The organism is Limnohabitans radicicola (genome assembly GCF_014837235.1).
GTDB lineage: Bacteria > Pseudomonadota > Gammaproteobacteria > Burkholderiales > Burkholderiaceae_C > Limnohabitans_A > Limnohabitans_A radicicola.
Genome location: NZ_JACYFT010000001.1, coordinates 617,542 through 635,380 on the forward strand (window position 1 = coordinate 617,542; position 17,839 = coordinate 635,380).

The 17,839-nt window shown below is 62.8% G+C and carries 19 protein-coding genes; 3 read left to right on the forward strand and 16 right to left on the reverse strand.

Annotated elements, in window-relative coordinates:
* Position 1 precedes the first annotated feature (1 nt).
* Together gspF and IC609_RS03135 are read left to right on the forward strand one after the other, a co-directional pair.
* A complete protein-coding gene (gene gspF / locus IC609_RS03130) occupies positions 2-1,237 on the forward strand; it encodes a type II secretion system inner membrane protein GspF (protein WP_191817983.1) in 1,236 nt (411 codons plus the stop codon).
* Positions 1,238-1,246: 9 nt separating this feature from the next.
* The gene (locus IC609_RS03135) at positions 1,247-2,146 is read left to right on the forward strand and encodes a 5'-nucleotidase (RefSeq protein WP_191817984.1); all 900 of its coding nucleotides are present in this window, start codon (positions 1,247-1,249) and stop codon (positions 2,144-2,146) included.
* A gap of 9 nt (positions 2,147-2,155) precedes the next feature.
* On the opposite strand, the gene IC609_RS03140 is transcribed toward IC609_RS03135, so the two are convergent.
* The 11 genes from IC609_RS03140 to IC609_RS03190 form a co-directional block, all read right to left on the reverse strand.
* Positions 2,156-3,112 carry a DMT family transporter gene (locus IC609_RS03140; RefSeq protein WP_191817985.1) on the reverse strand — a complete coding sequence of 319 codons (957 nt, stop codon included), beginning with the start codon at positions 3,110-3,112 and terminating at the stop codon, positions 2,156-2,158.
* Between the two features lie 95 nt (positions 3,113-3,207).
* Positions 3,208-4,077 carry a protease HtpX gene (gene htpX / locus IC609_RS03145; protein ID WP_191817986.1) on the reverse strand — a complete coding sequence of 290 codons (870 nt, stop codon included), beginning with the start codon at positions 4,075-4,077 and terminating at the stop codon, positions 3,208-3,210.
* Between the two features lie 69 nt (positions 4,078-4,146).
* Positions 4,147-4,923, reverse strand: coding sequence for a DUF3025 domain-containing protein (locus IC609_RS03150; RefSeq protein ID WP_191818893.1), 777 nt, complete (start codon positions 4,921-4,923; stop codon positions 4,147-4,149).
* A 47-nt stretch (positions 4,924-4,970) separates the two neighbouring features.
* Positions 4,971-6,008: a dihydroorotase gene (pyrC, locus tag IC609_RS03155; protein WP_191817987.1), complete on the reverse strand. Its 1,038-nt coding sequence runs from the start codon at positions 6,006-6,008 to the stop codon at positions 4,971-4,973.
* Positions 6,009-6,067: 59 nt separating this feature from the next.
* Positions 6,068-7,006, reverse strand: a complete 939-nt coding sequence (locus IC609_RS03160) for a M14 family metallopeptidase (RefSeq protein WP_191817988.1) — start codon at positions 7,004-7,006, stop codon at positions 6,068-6,070.
* A 10-nt stretch (positions 7,007-7,016) separates the two neighbouring features.
* Positions 7,017-7,754: an amino acid ABC transporter ATP-binding protein gene (locus IC609_RS03165; RefSeq protein WP_191817989.1), complete on the reverse strand. Its 738-nt coding sequence runs from the start codon at positions 7,752-7,754 to the stop codon at positions 7,017-7,019.
* 28 nt (positions 7,755-7,782) lie between these two features.
* Positions 7,783-8,451, reverse strand: a complete 669-nt coding sequence (locus tag IC609_RS03170) for an amino acid ABC transporter permease (protein WP_191817990.1) — start codon at positions 8,449-8,451, stop codon at positions 7,783-7,785.
* 1 nt (position 8,452) lies between these two features.
* On the reverse strand, positions 8,453-9,172 hold the full coding sequence (locus tag IC609_RS03175; RefSeq protein WP_191817991.1) for an amino acid ABC transporter permease: 720 nt from the start codon (positions 9,170-9,172) through the stop codon (positions 8,453-8,455).
* A 93-nt stretch (positions 9,173-9,265) separates the two neighbouring features.
* Positions 9,266-10,156 (reverse strand): transporter substrate-binding domain-containing protein, encoded by an 891-nt coding sequence (locus IC609_RS03180; RefSeq protein WP_191817992.1) that lies wholly within the window; start codon positions 10,154-10,156, stop codon positions 9,266-9,268.
* Positions 10,157-10,358: 202 nt separating this feature from the next.
* Positions 10,359-11,294, reverse strand: coding sequence for a LysR family transcriptional regulator (locus IC609_RS03185; RefSeq protein ID WP_191817993.1), 936 nt, complete (start codon positions 11,292-11,294; stop codon positions 10,359-10,361).
* Positions 11,295-11,301: 7 nt separating this feature from the next.
* A complete protein-coding gene (locus IC609_RS03190) occupies positions 11,302-13,110 on the reverse strand; it encodes an ABCB family ABC transporter ATP-binding protein/permease (protein WP_191817994.1) in 1,809 nt (602 codons plus the stop codon).
* A 39-nt stretch (positions 13,111-13,149) separates the two neighbouring features.
* Between IC609_RS03190 and IC609_RS03195 the strand changes: the two genes are divergently transcribed.
* On the forward strand, positions 13,150-13,554 hold the full coding sequence (locus IC609_RS03195; protein WP_191817995.1) for an acyl-CoA thioesterase: 405 nt from the start codon (positions 13,150-13,152) through the stop codon (positions 13,552-13,554).
* On the opposite strand, the gene IC609_RS03200 is transcribed toward IC609_RS03195, so the two are convergent.
* The 5 genes from IC609_RS03200 to IC609_RS03220 are packed head-to-tail and all read right to left on the reverse strand — an operon-like array spanning position 13,555 to position 17,795.
* Entirely contained in the window at positions 13,555-14,037 is a 483-nt protein-coding gene (locus IC609_RS03200) for a thioesterase family protein (protein WP_191817996.1), read from the reverse strand.
* A 40-nt stretch (positions 14,038-14,077) separates the two neighbouring features.
* Positions 14,078-14,842: an enoyl-CoA hydratase gene (locus tag IC609_RS03205; RefSeq protein WP_191817997.1), complete on the reverse strand. Its 765-nt coding sequence runs from the start codon at positions 14,840-14,842 to the stop codon at positions 14,078-14,080.
* Between the two features lie 20 nt (positions 14,843-14,862).
* Positions 14,863-15,306: a DUF2147 domain-containing protein gene (locus IC609_RS03210; RefSeq protein WP_191817998.1), complete on the reverse strand. Its 444-nt coding sequence runs from the start codon at positions 15,304-15,306 to the stop codon at positions 14,863-14,865.
* 23 nt (positions 15,307-15,329) lie between these two features.
* The gene (locus IC609_RS03215) at positions 15,330-17,141 is read right to left on the reverse strand and encodes an acyl-CoA dehydrogenase C-terminal domain-containing protein (protein ID WP_191817999.1); all 1,812 of its coding nucleotides are present in this window, start codon (positions 17,139-17,141) and stop codon (positions 15,330-15,332) included.
* A gap of 39 nt (positions 17,142-17,180) precedes the next feature.
* Positions 17,181-17,795, reverse strand: a complete 615-nt coding sequence (locus tag IC609_RS03220) for a TetR/AcrR family transcriptional regulator (RefSeq protein ID WP_225224052.1) — start codon at positions 17,793-17,795, stop codon at positions 17,181-17,183.
* Positions 17,796-17,839 lie beyond the last annotated feature (44 nt).

Consider the following 17,839-nt stretch of genomic DNA (forward strand, 5'->3'; position numbering starts at 1 on the left):
CATGCCTGCCTACCGTTTTGAAGCCCTGCAGCCCGATGGCCACGCCCGCAAAGGCGTGGTCGAAGCGGACAGCCAGAAAAGCGCACGCACCCAGCTGCGCACGCAAGGCCTGGTACCGCTCTCGGTCGAGCCCATCGGAACCAGCGACAAAGGTGCCAGCGAGGCCTTGCCCTGGTGGCAACAACCGATCACGCAAGCACGGGCGTTCAGCGCCAGCCAACGGGCGGTGTGGACGCGCCAGCTGGCTGGCCTGGTGGGCAGTGGCTTACCCCTGGAACGGGCCTTGTCCGCCCTCGCCGAGGAGGCCCCCACCGAGCGGCAAAAACACCTGATGGCCACCATCCGCGCCGAGGTCAATGCCGGCAGCAGCCTGGGCCGGGCGCTGGGCCAACACCCCCGTGAATTTCCCCTGATTAACCAGGCGGTGATCGCCGCAGGCGAGCAAAGCGGCCACCTGGGCCAGGTGCTGGAACAACTGGCGAGCGACCTCGAAGAACAACAAACCCTGCGCGCCAAGCTGCTCGGGGCGGCCCTGTACCCGGCCATCGTCACCCTGGTGGCGCTGGCCATCGTGGTGTTTCTGGTGACCTCGGTGGTGCCGCAGGTGGCGGGCGTCTTTGCAGGCAGCCAGCGCCAGCTGCCCTTCTTGACGGTCGCGATGCTGGCGGTGAGCGACGGGGTGCGGCAATGGGGCTGGCTCGTGGTCTTGCTGGCCGTGGCCGCAGGCGTGGCCTTGCGCGTGGCGCTGCGCCAGACGGCGTTCCGTTTGCGCTGGGACGCGGCCTGGCTGCGCCTGCCCGTGATCGGTCGCTTGAGCCTGGGCTACAACAGCGCCCGTTTTGCCTCGACACTGGCCATGCTCAGCGCAGCAGGGGTGCCCATCCTCAAGGCGCTGCAGTCCGCGGCCGACACGCTGTCCAACCAGGCCCTGCGCGCCGACGCACTCGAAGCGCTGGTGCGCGTGCGCGAAGGTGCGCCGCTCGGGCTGGCCCTGTCACAGCACGCCCGCTTTCCGGGTCTGCTGTCGATGTTTGCCAAGCTGGGCGAGCAAACTGGGCAGCTGCCCGTGATGCTGCAGCGCGCGGCGCAGCAGCTGTCGGCCGAAGTGCAGCGCCGCGCCATGGCGCTCGCCACGGTGCTGGAGCCTTTGCTGATCGTGGCCATGGGCGGCATGGTGATGCTGATCGTGCTGGCGGTGCTGATGCCAATCATGGAATTGAACCAATGGGTGAAATGAGGAGGGGTCATGGCTGCAACGCTTGAAGGCCAGTTGGTGGTGGCGATTTCTTCGCGCGCCTTGTTCGACTTTGAAGAAGAGAACCATGTGTTCGAGCAAGGCGATGACCGGGCATACATGAAGCTGCAACTGGACCGTCTGGAGGAGCCCGCCAAACCCGGTGTGGCGTTCTCGCTGGTGCGCAAGCTGCTGGCTTTCAACGATGTCGACACCCAGCGTGTGGAGGTGGTGATCCTCTCGCGCAACGACCCGGTCTCGGGCATGCGCGTGTTCCGCTCGGCGCAGCATTACGGCCTGCCCATCCAGCGCGGCAGTTTCACCCGCGGGCAGTCGCCCTGGCGTTACCTCAAGCCGCTCAACGCCAACTTGTTTTTGTCGGCGCACCTGCCCGATGTGCGTGCGGCCCTCGATGCGGGCGTGCCCGCTGCGCAGGTTTACCCCCTCTCGGCCCACGCCTCCGAAGACCACCCGCACGAGGTGCGCATCGCCTTTGACGGTGACGCGGTGCTGTTTTCCGACGAGGCCGAGCGCGTGTTTCAAGCCGAGGGGCTCTCGGCTTTTCAAAAGCACGAGCGTGACAAAGCCACCCTGCCCTTGTCGGCTGGTCCCTTCAAGCCCCTGCTGGCGGCTCTGCAGCGGCTGCAGCGCGATGGCACCCCCGCCATGCGCATCCGCACGGCACTGGTCACCGCCCGCAGTGCCCCGGCCCACGAGCGCGCCATCCGCACCCTGATGGACTGGAACATCGAAGTCGATGAAGCGATGTTCCTGGGTGGGCTGCCCAAAGGCGAGTTTTTGCGCGAGTTCGAGCCGGACTTCTTTTTTGACGACCAAACCGGACACATCGAATCGGCGGCGCGGCACGTGCCCGCCGGGCATGTGGCCTCGGGCGTGGCCAACACACCCTGATCCCCCCGATCAGTCGGGCACGACTTCGGCAGGGCGGCGCCCTTCGCGCCGGGCGATCCACACCGTGGCACCCAGAATGACCAAAGCGCCCGCCCAAGTCCACTGACTGGGCACATCGCCAAACACCAGCCAGCCTGCCACAGAGGCCCAGACCAGGTCCAGGAAACGCAGCGACTGCGTAGCCGAAATGTCGGCGGTGTGAAACGCGCGCGTCAGGCAGTAATGGCCAAGGGTGCCCAACACCCCGGTCATGGCGAACGCCCCCCACTGCACCAGGGTCGGTGTTTGCCAGTTCGGCAAGGCCATGGGCAGGCTGAACACAGTCACCGTGAGGGCTTGCCACAGCACGATGACCCCGGCTTTTTCATAACGCGTGAGGGCCTTGGTGATCAAGAACGACGCGGCAAACACCGGGGAAGACGCCAGCATGATCAGGTTGTACCAACCGCCCGAGCCCGAGAGCTTGGGCAAGACCACCACCAGCACACCGGCAAAACCAATGAGTGCGGCCACCCAGCGGTCGCGGTGCATGGGTTCGCCCAAAAACCAGGCGGCGCCCAGCATGATGAAGATCGGACCCGTGAAGCCAATGGCCGTCATGTCGGCCAGCGGGATGTTGGGCAAGGCCGTGAACCACAGAATCAGCCCCAGCGTGTGCACGCCGCCGCGCCAGAACTGGCCCACGATGTTGACGGGTCGGTACGCCTGCCAGCCGTGGCGCCAGACCAGCGGCAGCATGACCACCAGACCAAAGAGGTAACGCAAGAATTGGGTCTCGTAGACGTCCAGCTGCATGGACAGTCCGCGCGCCAGGGTGTTCAGACAGGTGAAGAGGATGCCGCCCAACACCATCCACAGCATGCCCCGCACAGGCGCAGGCCAGGTGAGCAACTCGCGTCGGGTGCGGCGGTGGGCCAGCGCAGCGCGCCGCCATGGCCCATGAAAAAAGGGCTTGCGTGAATTCATGCAAGCCCTCGGGATTCAGACTGTTTCACACGCCCAATGTAGAGGGCATGTGCCGTGCTGTCAGTCGCTTGGGTTACCCCCGGATGCCAAAGGCATCAGCTGTTTTGCAAAGCCGCGATGCGCTCTTCGATCGGCGGGTGGGTGCTGAACAGCTGGCCAATGCCTCCGGCGATGCCCATGGCTGCCACACTCTTGGGTAACTCGGCGGTGTGCAAGCCCCCCAGGCGGGCCAGCGCATTGATCATGGGCTGCTTGCGCCCCATGAGCTGGGCCGCACCCGCATCGGCGCGGAACTCGCGCTGGCGGCTGAACCAGGCCACGATGATGGCGGCGGCAAAACCGAGCACGATGTCCAGCACGATGGTGGTCACCATGTAGCCGATGCCAGGACCGCTGTTTTCTTCGTCATTGCGGCGCAGAAAGCTGTCGACGGCATAGCCAATCACCCGTGAGAGGAACACCACAAAGGTGTTCATCACACCCTGAATCAAGGTCATGGTGACCATGTCGCCGTTGGCAATGTGCGCCACCTCATGGCCGATCACGGCCTCGACTTCTTCGCGCGTCATGTTGTAGAGCAAGCCAGTGGACACCGCCACCAGGGCCGAGTCACGGAACGCGCCGGTGGCAAAGGCATTGGGGTCACCTTCAAAAATACCGACTTCGGGCATACCGATGCCGGCCTTGTCGGCGAACTTGCGCACGGTGTCCACGATCCAGGCTTCGTCGGCGTTCTGGGGCTGCTCGATCACACGCACGCCCGAAGACCACTTGGCCATGGGCTTGCTGATGAGCAAGGAAATGATGGCACCGCCAAAACCCATGACCAGGGCATAGCCCAGGAGTGCGCCCAGGTTCAGGCCATTGGCGGTCAGGTAGCGGTTGACACCCAGCAAGCTGGCCACAATGCCCAGCACCACCACCACCGCGATGTTGGTCAAGACAAACAGAAAAATGCGTTTCATGAGGTTTTCACTTTCAGTCCGGAACACGCGGACACGTGGATTCGAATGGTAGGGGCTCGGAGGCCAAAATCAAGCGGCAGAGCCGATTTCCGGATTGGCGTACGGTTTTTGGGTTCGGGCCCGTATGCGCCAGGGCCGGAAGACCTCGACATCGTCGTAAAAACCGGGCACCGCATTGTCAGGCCACCAACCCGGCACACCCAGCACAGGCAAGGGGCTGAACGGCTTGGTTGCCAACTTGTCGGCCGTGAGGTCCTGCGCCAACCAGGCATCGATGCCATGCTCAGGCACATCCTGCGGCACGCGCCACAGGTGCACCGTGATCGACTTGTAGGGCTGCACCAGCTTTTCCAGGGCCGCATGGCCAAAAACCCACAGGCGGGTGTGCGGCCACTCGTGGCGCAAGCCGACCAGCGCGTCATGCCAGCGGTGTTCGGTCAAGGCCGACCACAAGGCCTCAGAAGGTTGGATCAGCAGCGCGTTTTCATCGAACACCGTGGCCGCATCGCGCACCGGCCCGCGCACCTGGCCCACGCCCTGGCGGGCGATCTCGGCCGCCTGAAGGCGGTTGAGCTGTCGCTTGGCCAAGGGGAAATGCATCCAGCACAAGGCGTTGAAGAAATCGTGCAACCCTTCGCGGGTCGGTACCTGGCCTTGGGCAAAGATGAAATCTTCGTACGCCTGGCCTTCGGGCAAATCGGCTTGCGGCACAAAGCCCACCGGGGCCAAGGCGGCCTCGGTCAGGGCCTGCGGCTGTGGGCAACCGGCCACCACACGCCGCGCGACGGGTTCGCCCACGGCGCGCCAGTCGGCCAGCCAGGGGGCCGCCCAGTCGATGTCGGCCACGCCCAGGGCGGACGCGGCTTCGCACCGGTGCCCGGGGCGGTTGGGGCTCAGGCCGGGATCAGACGCCACGGCAAGCTCTCGCCCGAGCGCAGGGGCTTGAGTTCGGCCTCGCCAAAGGCAAAGGACTCCGCTGGTGTCCAGCTTTCGCGGCGCAGCGTGATGGTGCCGTTGTTGCGCGGCAAACCGTAAAAGTCCGCACCATTGAAGCTCGCAAAGGCTTCGAGCCGGTCCAGCGCCCCGGCCTGGTCAAAGGCCTCGGCATACATCTCGATGGCCGCGTGCGCGGTGTAGCAACCGGCGCAACCGGTGGCGTGTTCCTTGAGGTGCGCCGGGTGCGGCGCGCTGTCGGTGCCCAGGAAGAAACGGGCGTTGCCGCTGGTGGCCGCCTCCACCAGCGCCACGCGGTGCGTCTCGCGCTTGAGCACGGGCAGGCAGTAGTAGTGCGGGCGGATGCCGCCGGTGAAGATGGCGTTGCGGTTGTAGAGCAGGTGGTGCGCGGTGATGGTGGCGCCCAGGTTGGCGTCACCTGCGGCCACGTACTGGGCAGCTTCTTTCGTGGTGATGTGCTCCATCACGATCTTGAGGCCCGGAAAATCCCGGCGCAGCGGGATCAGTTGCTGCTCGATGAAGACCGCCTCGCGATCGAACAGGTCAATGTCACTCGACGTGACTTCGCCATGCACCAGCAGCAGCACGCCTTCTCTTTGCATGGCTTCGAGCACAGGGTAGATTTTGCGCAGATCGGTCACGCCCGCATCGCTGTTGGTGGTGGCACCCGCCGGGTAGAGCTTGCAGGCCACCACACCCACTGCCTTGGCACGGGCAATTTCTGCCGGAGCCAGATTGTCGGTGAGGTAGAGCGTCATCAACGGCTCAAACGCCATGCCTTGGGGCACGGCGGCCTGGATGCGGGCCTTGTAGGCCAGCGCCTGCACCGCCGTCGTGACCGGCGGCTTGAGGTTGGGCATGATGATGGCGCGGGCAAACTGCACGGCCGTGTGCGGCACAACCACATTCAGGGCGGCGCCATCGCGCACATGCAGGTGCCAGTCGTCAGGGCGTGTGAGGGTGATTTCTTGGGTCATGGGGCGTATTGTCTCAAACGTCCGCTGTCCCCTGCCTCAGCCCGCCAAGAGCGGGGCCATCAACCGGCCAGAGGGCGGGTCAGGTAAACCCCTTCGCGCCCCACCACGGGCTCGCGCGTGGGCATGAACAGCGTGCAGTCGTCACAGGGCGCATGGATCAGCTGGTCACCGTCCATGGCAATCAACTCGCCCTGGGCAAAGGTTTCAAAGCCAATCACCGGCCGGGTGAAGCGGAAATCCGCATGGGCCACCACATGGGTTCGGAGCAACTCGAAGCGGCGTGGCGCTGCGACTGCGCGCGCAGGCCGTTCGATGAGTCCCCAATGGCCCAGAAAGTCCAAGGTGACAGTCAGGGCCAGATCGGCCGAGCTTTGCTTGAAATGCTGTCCACATTCGGCCACCAGTGCCGCCCCTGCGGTGCTGTCGGCCCGCCCATGGCGGCCATGCTGGATGACCGGCGTGCCCGAACCCAAGCCCTGCGGCATCACCAGATGCACCGCCGGAGCGGCCAAGGCACTGGCCACACGGGCATTGCGGGCAAAGTCGGGATAGACCCAGAAAGGCTCCACATCCTGGCTGGTCGAATGGATGTCCAGAATGTGGTCGGCGTCGGCCACCACCCCGCGCATGGCCCGCGCACGGCGCAACTCGACACTGTCCTGGTCGCCATCGAGCCATTCTTCAGACCAGATGCGGTTGAAGTTGTGCGTGATCTGGCGGCTTTCGAAGGGCCTGGCCGGGTCAAACGTCTCGTAGGCCGCCACATTGGCAAAGCTCACAGTGAGGGTGCCACGTGCCGGACGCACGCCCGTGTCCAGCAGGTGGCAGGCCGCGACCATGCCGCAGAACTCGTTGCCATGCGTCAGGGCATTGACCAGCACATGCGGTCCGGGCACACCGGACTCGAAACGGTGCACGTAATCCACGCCCACATTGCCCTGCCGGTAGGCAGACAAGTCGCGGGGCATGACTTCAATGGCAGGCAGCGTCGGGTGCATGGCGCGCGCCTCAGTGCTGCAGGATCTTGTTCAGGAAATCCTTGGTGCGGGGCTGGCGGTTTTCAGGGTGGTTGAAGAACTCGTCCTTGGAACAGTCTTCGAGGATGCGGCCACCCACGTCGATGAAGATCACGCGGTTGGCCACCTTGCGGGCAAAGCCCATCTCGTGTGTGACGACCATCATGGTCATGCCCTCGTTGGCCAATTGCACCATCACGTCCAGCACCTCGCCCACCATCTCGGGGTCGAGCGCCGAGGTCGGCTCGTCGAACAGCATCACGATCGGGTCCATCGACAGGGCGCGGGCAATCGCCACGCGCTGCTGCTGGCCGCCCGAGAGTTGACCGGGAAACTTGTCCTTGTGTGCCAAAAGACCCACGCGGTCGAGCATCTTGAGACCCCGCTCGCGGGCTTCGTCTTCGGTGCGGCCCAACACCTTGACCTGGGCAATCGTCAGGTTCTCGGTCACCGACAGGTGCGGAAAGAGCTCAAAACTCTGGAACACCATGCCCACGCGTGATCGCAATTGGGGCAGGTCGGTGTTCGGGTCCATCAGCGACACACCGTCCACATGGATGCTGCCTTGCTGCACCGGCTCCAGACCATTGACGGTTTTGATGAGGGTGGACTTGCCCGAGCCCGATGGGCCGCACACGACCACCACATCGCCCTTGTTGATGCTCACCGAGCAGTCATTGAGCACCTGCACCGGGCCATACCACTTGGACACGTTCTTGATTTCAATCATTTTCTTTTCCCCAAATTCAGCACGTGCATCAGCGCACGATGGCGATCCTGGCCTGCAGGCGTTTGACGCTCCAGGACAGTGCAAAACAGATCACGAAATAAACCGCTGCGGCCATGATGTAGGCCTCTTCCGGGCGGCCATAAATCTTGCCCGCATTGGTGAAGCCCTTGAGCAGGTCATAGGCACCAATGGCATACACCAGCGAGGTGTCCTGGAACAGGATGATGGTCTGCGTGAGCAGCACGGGCAGCATGTTGCGAAACGCCTGCGGCAGGATCACCAGACGCATGTTCTGGCCATAGGTCATGCCCAGGGCCTGCCCGGCAAACACCTGACCACGCGGAATCGACTGGATGCCGGCGCGCATGATCTCACTGAAATAGGCCGCTTCGAAAGCCACAAAGGTGATGATGGCCGACCACTCGGCCCCGATCGGGCGACCGATCAGGAAAGGCATGAGCAGGTAGAACCACAGGATCACCATGACCAGCGGAACCGAACGCATGCCGTTGACATAGAAGGTGGCCGGTGCTGCCAGCCACCGAGAGCCCGACAGGCGCATGAGCGCCAGCAAGGTACCAAAGAACACGCCGCCGATGGTGGCTGTGATGGTCAGCTGCACACTGAAGATGAAACCGCTGAGCACAAACTTGCGCAGCATCTCCAGATCAAAAAAGGACAGGTCGAGTCCGAACATCTCAGTGCCCTCCCGTTCCGCCAGACACAATGAAGCCGGGCACACGCATCTTTTTCTCGATCAGCGCAAACACGCGGTTCACCGCAAACGCAGACAAAGCGTACAAGCCCGTGACAGCCAGGTACACCTCGATGCCGCGCGAGGTTTCTTCCTGCACCTGCATGGCGTACATGGTCAGCTCGGCAATCGACACGGCAAACGCCACCGAAGAGTTCTTCAAGAGGTTCATCGACTCGCTGGTCAGCGGCGGCAAGATGATGCGAAACGCCATCGGCAAGATCACATAGCGGTAGGACTGTGCGGTGGTGAAGCCCATGGCCATGGCCGCATAGCGCTGGCCTTTGGGCAAGGCCTGGATGCCCGCACGCACTTGCTCGGCAATGCGCGCCGAAGTGAAAAAGCCCAGCGCAAACACCACCAGCACAAAGCCGGGCACTTGCTGAAAGGCCGGGAACATCTTGGGCACCACGAAGTACCACAGGAAGATTTGCACCAAGAGCGGGATGTTGCGAAACAGCTCCACCCAGGCGTTGGCCAGCGCCGTCACCACGGGGCGCCCGGGCAAGGTGCGCAAGGTACCCACCACCGCACCCACGGCCATCGCCACCAGCCAGGAGCTGCCCGCCACGGCCAGCGTCCAGCGCCAGGCTTCGAGCATCCACTCCAGGTACGTGCGGCCACTGCCGTCATCTTGCAGAAAAACCTGCCAATCCCATGTCATTTTTCAAACTCCCATCCACAGGCAAGCGAATTGCCCAAAAAGAAACCCCGCCCAAGTCATCTCCGGCGGGGTTTGCTCAGCGCTCAAGAAGCATCACTTCTTGGCGTATTCCTCTGCAGGCTTGTCGTTCAGGTTGGCCCAGGCCGCTTTGGTCGCGTCGCTGGCAGGCAGGCCCACACGGGTGTTCTTGGGTGGGATGGGCTGCACGAACCACTTGTCGTATGTCTTGGCCATGTCACCACTCTTGACCATGTCACGCACGGTGTCGTCGGCCAGTTTCTTGAACGCAGGGTCGTCCTTGCGGATCATGATGGCGATGGGCTCGACGTTGAGCACTTCACCCACGATCTTGAAGTCGGCAGGGTTCTTGGCGGTGGCGATATTGCCCGCCAGGATCTGGCCGTCCATCACGAAAGCGTCTGCACGGCCGGATTCGAGCAGCAGGAAGCTGTCGGCGTGGTCCTTGCCAAAGACTTCCTTGAAGTCGATGCCGTTGGCACGTTCGTGCTTGCGCAGCAACTGCACAGAAGTGGTGCCTGTGGTAGTGGCCACATTGCGGTCTTTCAGTTGTGCGATCGAGGTGATGCCCGAATTGGCCTTGACGGCGATGCGCACTTCTTCCACATAGGTGGTCACCACAAAAGCCACGTCTTTCTGGCGAGCGGTGTTGTTGGTGGTCGAGCCGCATTCGATGTCCACAGTGCCGTTTTGCACCAAAGGAATGCGGTTTTGCGAGGTCACCGACTGGAACTTCACGTCCAGCTTCTTGCCCACGGCTTTTTCAACGTTGGCGATGATGCGCTGGCAGATTTCATAGTGGAACCCGGCGTACTTGCCGTCACCCAGCGTGTAGGACAGAGCGCCCGAAGAATCACGCACACCCATGGTGATCGCACCAGCGCTTTTGACTTTGTCCAGCGTGTCCGCCTGCACAGCGCCCATGGACAAGGCCATCACGGCCAGAGCGAGCAAATGTTTTTTCATATCCATCTCCAAAAAAAGTCCGCCATGGGCGGGTTCACATCATTGAACTGCAGATTCTGATGCACCAGAATGGCTCAGCGCCTTCCAATGCCCACAACAACAGCAGAAAACATGCCTGTTTTCGACATCATTGACTATAGTCAGTGGCGGGTCGTGCCAGCATCAGGGTGTACCCGAAGAATCATGCGAAAAATGCATGTGCTTATTCACCCGCAGTCCGCACAGGCTGCAGGTAGTGCCACAAATCCTGCACGATCCGCTTGTGCACCTGCCGGTGGCCTGATTTGGCCCGGTAGGCACGCACCTCCATGTTCAGCTCCAGGGACAGGGACGGGTCCACCGTGGCGGGCACCAACTGCCCCGACTGCAGCTCTTTCTTGACCGCGCTGCTGGGCAAAAACGCGATGCCGTGCCCCTCGACCGCCATGACCTTCAAGCCTTCGGCCATGTCTGTTTCATAAACCCGGTCCAGGTGGATTGGCGTGCGGGCCTGCTTGAGGATCCAGTCCGTCACCGCCCCCAGATAAGCGCCAGGGGCGTAGCCCAGGTACGGCAATGCCCGTTGCACATGGCCAGGCAGCGTGTAGCTCGGCGTGCCATCGGGGCTGGGTTTGACATAAGGCGCGATCACCTCATGCCCCAAGACGACCATGTCGTAACGCTCGGTGTCCAATTGCAGAGGCTGCGAGGGGTGGTGGTATGCGATCAGCACATCACAGCCGCCCTCCACCAGGCGCATGGCCGCATCGTGCACGTTCAAGGCCTTGAGGCGGCTCTTGATCGGGCCAAAGCCTTCGCGCAAGCCCGCGATCCAGGAAGGGAAAAAAGTGAAGGCCAAGGTGTGCGGCACGGCAAACTCGATGAAGTCCTGCCCCGCCGTGTCGTGCCCGCGCAGCATGGCCCGGGTGTTTTGCAGCGACTGCAGCAACTCCAGCGCCTGCCCGTAAAGGGTTTCGCCCGCCGGGGTCAAGGTGGTCGGGTAGGAGCTGCGGTCCACCAGATCGGCCCCCGCCCAGGCCTCCAGCGACTGGATGCGCCTGGAGAAGGCCGGCTGCGTCACATGGCGCAGCTGCGCCGAGCGGCTGAAACTGCGGGTTTCGGCCAGACTCACGAAGTCTTCAAGCCATTTGGTTTCCATGGACCGATTATGAAGTCTCGCCGCTTTGCTGCAGCGCCCACATCTGCGCATACCGCCCTTGGCTGGCCAGCAACTGCGCGTGCGTGCCCCGCTCCAAAATCTGACCGGCCTCCATGACCAGGATCTCGTGGGCATCGACCACGGTGGACAGGCGGTGGGCGATCACCAGCGTGGTCTTGTTTTGCGCCACACTCGCCAGCTCAGCCTGAATGGCGCGCTCGTTGGCCGAGTCCAGCGCCGAGGTGGCTTCGTCAAACACCAGGATCGGCGGGTCTTTGAGCAAAGTGCGGGCGATCGCCACACGTTGCTTCTCGCCTCCTGACAATTTGAGGCCCCGCTCGCCCACCGACGTCTGGTAGCCCTGGGGTGTGGAGGCGATGAAGTCATGGATGCGTGCGGCGCGGGCAGCCTCTTCGATCTCAGCCTGACTCGCACCCGGGCGGCCGTAGGCGATGTTGTAAGCCACCGTGTCGTTGAACAACACCGTGTCCTGCGGCACGATGCCCAGGGCGCGGCGCACACTGGCCTGGGTCACAGCCCGGATGTCTTGGCCCGCCATGCGGATGGCGCCTTGCTGCACGTCATAAAAACGGAACATCAGGCGCGCCAGGGTGGACTTGCCCGAGCCCGATGGGCCGACCACGGCCACCGTCTTACCGGCCGGAATCTCGAAGCTGATGTCCTTCAGGATCGGGCGATTGGCCTCGTAAGCGAATGACACATGGTCAAACACCACCGAAGGTGCCCCCTGCAAGGCCAGCGGCTGCGCACCCGGCGTATCGGCCACTTCGCGCTCGCGGTCCATCAGCACGAACATCTTGTCCAGATCGGTCAGGCTTTGCTTGATTTCGCGGTACAGCACGCCCAGAAAGTTCAGCGGGATGTACAACTGGATCATGAAGGCGTTGATCATGACCAGATCGCCCAGCGTCATGCGGCCATCGACCACCCCCTGGGTAGCGCGCCAGAGCATGGCGACCAGCGCCGTGGCGATGATGAGCTGCTGTCCGGTGTTGAGCAGGCTGAGCGAGGTTTGCGCTTTCAGGCGCGAGCGGCGCAGGCGTTCCAGGCTCTCGTCGTAGCGCCGGGCCTCGAACACTTCGTTGCCGAAATACTTGACGGTCTCGTAGTTAAGGAGCGAGTCCACCGCCTTGGTGTGCGCCGCTGAATCGAATTCGTTGGCCTCGCGGCGAAAGCGGGTACGCCACTCGGTGATGCGCACGGTGAAAAAGATGTAGATGCCCAGCGCGGCGATGGTGATCCAGGCGAACATCGCATCGAACTTGACGCCCAGAATGGACAGCACCAGCCCCACCTCGACCAGCGTGGGCACGATGGAGTACAGCGAATAGGAAATCAGCGACTCGATGCCGCGCACGCCGCGCTCGATGTCGCGCGTCATGCCCCCCGTCTGGCGCGCCAAATGGAACCTCAGGCTGAGCGCGTGCAGGTGCTCAAAGGTTTGCAGCGCAATGGCGCGAGCCGCACCTTGCGTGGCCTTGGCGAACACCAGCTCGCGCAGCTCGGTGAAGGCCGATGTGGACAGGCGCAACGCGCCATAGGTCAGCAGCAAGCCTACCGGCACCACCAAGGCCACCCGACCATCCCCGGGCTGCAGGTTCATGGTGTCCACCAGTTGCTTGAGCAACAGCGGCACACTCACGTTGGCCAGTTTCGCCCCCACCATGAACAGCAAGGCGAAAACCACCCGCCATTTGTATTGCCAAAGGTAAGGGAAAAGACGTGACAGCGTGTGCCAGTCGCCACTGCGGGCGCTGGCGCTGGGTTGGGAGGAGGTTTCGCCATGGTGGCGCATGAGGGACAATCCTGTGAAAACTACTGCCCGATTGTGCCCATGTCCGAAACCATCCGCCCCAGCGTTGATTTACCCACCGACCAGGATCTGGTCCTGAAAGTCATCCCCATGCCCGCCGACTGCAACGCCAATGGCGACATTTTTGGTGGCTGGGTCATGGCCCAGGTGGACTTGGCCGGGTCTGTCTTGCCCGCGCGGCAGGTGCGCGGACGCATGGCCACCGTGGCCGTGAACGAGTTCATTTTCAAGCAACCCGTACGGGTCGGCGACATCCTTTCGTTCTTTGCCAAGATCGTCAAAGTCGGCCGCACCTCGATCACCGTGAAGGTCGAAGTGTTTGCCGAGCGCTTTCGCTCGCAAGGGGATTACATCAAGGTGACCGAGGCCTCGCTGACCTATGTGGCCATCGACGAGAACGGCAAACCCCGGCCGATCGCAGCCTGATCAGGAGACGATGTAGGCGGCAGCGCCCGCCGACATCAGTGTGCCGTCCGGGCCACGGAACTCCATGCGGGACGTGCCCACTCGGGAGCCCACGCGCAGCGCCTCGGCGTGGATGGTGAAAAACTCGCCAATGCCGGGACGCAAGTAGTCGATACGCAAATCGATGGTGCCCAGCTTGGCAAAGCGCTCCAAGCGCTTGGCCGGAGGCTCGTCCATGTGTTTGGCCGCCAGCGCCGCCATCACGGCCGCACTGCCGATGGCGTCGAGCGCCGCACTGATCACACCGCCGTGGATGCGGTTGTAGGCAAAGTGCCCCACCAGCTCGGGGCGCATGTCGATGCGGGCCTCGATGCCCTCGGGCGTGACTTTGACCAGCTTCAGACCGATCGTCTGGTTGAAAACGATTTTCTCTTCGTAGATCTGCCGAAAGCCCTCAATGTATTCGGGCTCAAGGACAACGGGGGTATGGGGGCGGTGGGGCATGCTGGGGATTCTATTGAAGGATCAGCAATGCCCCGCCAGCTCACAGTTTGGAAAAGTCGGGTTTGCGTTTTTCCATGAATGCCCCGAAAGCCTCTTTGGCGGCGGGCTCACGCAGCATGCGGCCAAAGCTCTGACCTTCTTCGTCCATCTTTTGCAACACGGCTTGCTGGTCGCCACCTTTCATCAAACGCTTGGTCTCGATCAGCGAGGACAGCGGTTTGGCCGCGAGTTTGCGCGCCTGCGCCTGCGCCACCGCATTGACTTCGGTGGGCGGCACCACGCGGTTGACCAGCCCCACCTCTTGCGCGGCCTCGGCAAAGAAAGGCTCGCCCAGCAACAGGGCTTCGGCGGCCCGGTGGTAGCCGAACATGCGCGGCGCCAGCAGGCTCGATGCGGCCTCGGGGCACAGGCCCAGGTTGACAAAGGGCATGGAAAACGCCGCGTTGTCACCGGCGTACACCAGGTCGCAATGGAACAGCATGGTGGTGCCGATGCCCACAGCAGGCCCGGCCACCGCGGCCAGCAGCGGTTTTTCGAAACCCGCAATGCCCCGCAGGAAACGGAACACGGGCGACTCTTTCGTGGACGGCGGCTTGTTCAGGAAGTCGCCGATGTCGTTGCCGGCACTGAAAATGGTTTCATGCCCCTGGAACACCACCACGCGCACACTGGCGTCGGCGCTGGCCTGGGCCACCGCATCGGCCATGGCCGCGTACATGTCGGAGGTGATGGAGTTTTTCTTGTCCAGGCGGTTGAAGGTGATGGTCATCACCCCGGCGTCGATGTGGGTCAGGATGTCGGACATGGTTTTCCTTGTTGAAATGGTTACTGAACCCGAATCCAGGTCTGTGTGCGCCCCAGGAGCGGCGCGCCGATGTAGCCCCGGACTTCCAGCTTCTTGCCGCCCTCGATGGGGGTCAGGCGCAGGCTGTAGTTCTTGCCGTTCTCGGGATCGAGGATTTTCCCACCTTCCCACACGGTCTTGCCGTCACTTTGTTGACCGCCCCGAATGATCTCCAGGCCGATCTTGGGCTTGCCCTTGCGGTCATCGGTACACAGATTGCAGTTGGGCTCTGCGCTGGGCGTGCTCAGCAAGGAACGCTCCACCACACCCGACAGCACCCCCGAAGCGTTCAGGCTGATGCGAATTTCCGCTTTCGGCTGGTTCGTTTCATCGTCAATCGTGCGCCACAAACCCAAAGGGCTCATCTGCGCGTGCGCGGCGAAAGTCAAACAGCCCGCCAGCGCCAGCCATGCTTTTTTGCTCATCTTGTCTCCTGGGGTCAAAGTCATCACGCCAGTGCGGCGTCGGTGTCCATCAGCACTTCACTGCCGGCACGGATGCGGCGCATCAGGCTGGCGGTTTCGGGCATGAGGCGGGTGAAGTAAAAACGTGCCGTCTGCAGCTTGGCCTGGTAGAACGGATCGGGGCGTTGGGCTTCTTCTTCGGCCTCGGCCAGTTTTTTCAGGGCGATCTGCGCCGAGCGGGCCCAGAAGTAGCCCAGCACCAGGTGCCCCACCACACGCAGGTAATCCACAGCTGCAGCGCCCACTTCGTCGGCATTGCTCATGGCCTTCATGCCCACCTCGCCCGTGAGTTGGGTCAGCTTTTGGCCCAGGTCGGCCAAGGGCTTGATGAACTCGCCCATGGCTTCGTTGGCCATCTCGGCCTTGACCAGTTGTTCGATCTGTTTGCCGAATTTTTGCAGCGACGCGCCCTGGTTGCCCAACACCTTGCGGCCCAGCAAGTCGAGTGACTGGATGGTGTTGGTGCCTTCATAAATCATGTTGATGCGGGCATCCCGCACGAACTGCTCCATGCCCCACTCCTTGATGTAGCCGTGGCCGCCAAACACCTGCTGGCAGGCCGAGGTGGCCTCCCAGGCGTTGTCGGTGGTGAAGGCTTTGACGATGGGGGTGAGCAAAGCCACCAGCTCGGCCGCTTCGGCACGCACCGCTTCGTCGGGATGGTTCACTTCCTTGTCGAGCAGCAGGGCACAGTAGCAAGCGAGAGCCCGACCGCCTTCGGCATAGGCCTTGGCCGTCATCAGCATGCGGCGCACATCAGGGTGCACGATGATCGGGTCGGCCGGTTTGCCAGGCGCCTTCACGCCGGTGAGCGAGCGCATTTGAACGCGGTCCTTGGCATAAGCGAGCGCATTCTGGTAAGCCACTTCGGTCAGGCCCAGCGACTGGTTGCCCACGCCCAGACGGGCGGCGTTCATCATCACGAACATCGCCGCCAGCCCCTTGTTGGGTTGCCCCACCATCGTGCCCACGGCTTCGTCGAGCACCATCTGGCAAGTGGCGTTGCCGTGGATGCCCATCTTGTGCTCCAGGCCACCGCAATAAATGCCGTTGCGCTCGCCGATGCTGCCGTCGGCGGCCACCTTGAACTTGGGCACCAGAAAGAGGCTGATGCCCTTGCTGCCGGGCGGCGCATCGGGCAAACGGGCCAGCACCAGGTGCACGATGTTGGCAGCCATGTCATGCTCGCCCGCGCTGATGAAAATCTTTTGACCGCTCAGGCGGTAGGTGCCGTCGGCCTGCGGCTCGGCCTTGGTGCGCAAGAGGCCCAGATCGGTGCCGCAGTGCGGCTCGGTCAGGCACATGGTACCCGTCCACTCCCCGCTGGTCAGCTTGGGCAGGTAGAGGGCTTTTTGCTCGGGCGTGCCATGCGCGTGCAGAGCCTCATAAGCGCCGTGCGACAGACCGGGGTACATGGTCCAGGCCTGGTTGGACGAGTTGAGCATCTCGTAAAAACACTGGTTCACCACAAAGGGCAGGCCCTGACCACCGAACGCGGGATCGCAGCTGAGCGATGGCCAGCCGCCGGCCACGTACTGCGCGTAAGCGGCCTTGAAACCATCGGGGGCCTTGACCTCGTGCGTGTCACGGTTGAGTGTGCAGCCCTGGGTATCGCCAGAAATGTTCAGCGGAAAGACCACCTCGGCAGCGAACTTGCCCCCTTCTTCGAGCACCGCATTGATGGTGTCGGCATCGGTCTCGGCGTGTGGAGGCAAGGCTTTGAATTCGTCGGTGACGTTGAGCAGCTCGTGCAAGACAAACTGCATGTCACGCAAAGGTGGGTTGTAGACGGGCATGGTTGCTCCTTGAGTCTGAAGAAAGGATTGAAAAAGAAATCAGCGTTTGCGGGGCGGAAGGTCCAGCGTTGAACGGTAGCGCTCCAGAATGCGGACAAAGCCTTGGCGCGCACGGTCTGCTGCGCCAGGCACCTTGAGGAAACGTGCTTCGTAGTGCAACGCGAGAATCAGGCCATGGACTTCGAAGGCCACCTGCAAGGGGTCGACTTCGCGCGTGAGGTGTCCCTCCTCCTGCGCCTGCTCTACGGCGCGACGAACAGCCGCCTGCCAACTGGTCACCGAAGACGCCAGGGCATCGCGCACGGGTCCGGTACGGTCATCGAACTCCACCGCGCCACTGATGTAGATGCAGCCCGAATCGATCTCGTTGGAAGTCTGCACCATCCAGTTGTCAAACATCGCCTGCAGGCGCGGCACGCCCCGCGCGTGTTGCATCGCGGGGTAAAACACTTCCGACTCGAAGCGGTCGTGGTATTCACGGATCACCGAGATCTGCAATTCTTCGCGCGAACCGAAGTGGGCAAAGACGCCCGACTTGCTCATGCCCGTGACTTCGGCCAGCGCACCGATGGACAAACCTTCAAGCCCGATCTGCGAAGCCAGACCCAGCGCGGCATCGATGATGGCGGCTTTGGTCTGCTGGCCCTTGAGCATGACGCGCTTGCCAGAGTCGGCGCTGTCCGAGGTGCGTTTGGGCA

Bases quoted from the DNA above. Each gene is read 5' to 3' on its own strand.
- IC609_RS03160 (WP_191817988.1), bottom strand. From the start codon at position 7,006: ATGCACCCGACGCTGCCTGCCATTGAAGTCATGCCCCGCGACTTGTCT.
- IC609_RS03190 (WP_191817994.1), bottom strand. From the start codon at position 13,110: ATGCGCCACCATGGCGAAACCTCCTCCCAACCCAGCGCCAGCGCCCGC.
- htpX (WP_191817986.1), bottom strand. From the start codon at position 4,077: ATGAAACGCATTTTTCTGTTTGTCTTGACCAACATCGCGGTGGTGGTG.
- IC609_RS03205 (WP_191817997.1), bottom strand. From the start codon at position 14,842: ATGTCCGACATCCTGACCCACATCGACGCCGGGGTGATGACCATCACC.
- IC609_RS03175 (WP_191817991.1), bottom strand. From the start codon at position 9,172: ATGACATGGGATTGGCAGGTTTTTCTGCAAGATGACGGCAGTGGCCGC.
- IC609_RS03195 (WP_191817995.1), top strand. From the start codon at position 13,150: ATGTCCGAAACCATCCGCCCCAGCGTTGATTTACCCACCGACCAGGAT.
- IC609_RS03200 (WP_191817996.1), bottom strand. From the start codon at position 14,037: ATGCCCCACCGCCCCCATACCCCCGTTGTCCTTGAGCCCGAATACATT.
- IC609_RS03170 (WP_191817990.1), bottom strand. From the start codon at position 8,451: ATGTTCGGACTCGACCTGTCCTTTTTTGATCTGGAGATGCTGCGCAAG.
- pyrC (WP_191817987.1), bottom strand. From the start codon at position 6,008: ATGACCCAAGAAATCACCCTCACACGCCCTGACGACTGGCACCTGCAT.
- IC609_RS03135 (WP_191817984.1), top strand. From the start codon at position 1,247: ATGGCTGCAACGCTTGAAGGCCAGTTGGTGGTGGCGATTTCTTCGCGC.
- IC609_RS03215 (WP_191817999.1), bottom strand. From the start codon at position 17,141: ATGCCCGTCTACAACCCACCTTTGCGTGACATGCAGTTTGTCTTGCAC.
- IC609_RS03220 (WP_225224052.1), bottom strand. From the start codon at position 17,795: ATGCTCAAGGGCCAGCAGACCAAAGCCGCCATCATCGATGCCGCGCTG.
- IC609_RS03210 (WP_191817998.1), bottom strand. From the start codon at position 15,306: ATGAGCAAAAAAGCATGGCTGGCGCTGGCGGGCTGTTTGACTTTCGCC.
- gspF (WP_191817983.1), top strand. From the start codon at position 2: ATGCCTGCCTACCGTTTTGAAGCCCTGCAGCCCGATGGCCACGCCCGC.
- IC609_RS03165 (WP_191817989.1), bottom strand. From the start codon at position 7,754: ATGATTGAAATCAAGAACGTGTCCAAGTGGTATGGCCCGGTGCAGGTG.
- IC609_RS03180 (WP_191817992.1), bottom strand. From the start codon at position 10,156: ATGAAAAAACATTTGCTCGCTCTGGCCGTGATGGCCTTGTCCATGGGC.
- IC609_RS03140 (WP_191817985.1), bottom strand. From the start codon at position 3,112: ATGAATTCACGCAAGCCCTTTTTTCATGGGCCATGGCGGCGCGCTGCG.
- IC609_RS03185 (WP_191817993.1), bottom strand. From the start codon at position 11,294: ATGGAAACCAAATGGCTTGAAGACTTCGTGAGTCTGGCCGAAACCCGC.